We start from the raw sequence: 628 nt of genomic DNA on the forward strand, positions 1-628 counted from the left end.
GGCATCTTCACCAAACTGAATTTTGTGCGCTGCCACTTATATAGAGCGCTCAATGCACCTTCAAATCAATGCTTTGAAAACCTCCTGTTTGGATTAAACCCACTGATTGGTGAAATAGAGAAGAACTCGCAATTCAAAGCCCAATTTGCATTGATTGACGCGCACATCGCGCTGATTCGTGGTGATTTAAAAGCCGCTATTTCTCAAGTCAGAGCGGTACTAGTCAGCAATCAACTGTCGCACTTCTATGATCTTTACCATCTGTGCGTACTGCTCGAACGTTGTTCATTTTTAAGTGAAATGAAATCGATGTTGCCACGTGCTCGCAGAGCCATTGCCGAGGCGCAACATCCAAGTATTTTCCGAAGCCAAGTGCACATGCTCAAAAGCCTGGAAGTGCGCCTGCAAGAATCGCAGACCAAAATCGAGCAAATCCGAAGACAAATTACCGCTCAGAAGTCGATTTCAACCTCCTCAATCACGCCGCACTTTGATCGCTACTTTCAACTGCACGACCTTCTTCCTCACTCCAAGAAAATCTGTTTAGCGATTGTGAGGTTAGCCTCACTTCGCCCATTTGAGTATCGCGGCGAATACGCAATTTATCGTAAGCTCGAGCATTGTGACC

Annotated in this window: 1 pseudogene; it reads left to right on the top strand. The window is 45.9% G+C overall.

Features of this window, described 5'->3' with window-relative positions:
- A pseudogene (locus R8O11_RS28845) lies at nucleotides 1-628 on the top strand (response regulator); the annotation flags it as partial.

The organism is Vibrio sp. 1288, assembly GCF_033344475.1.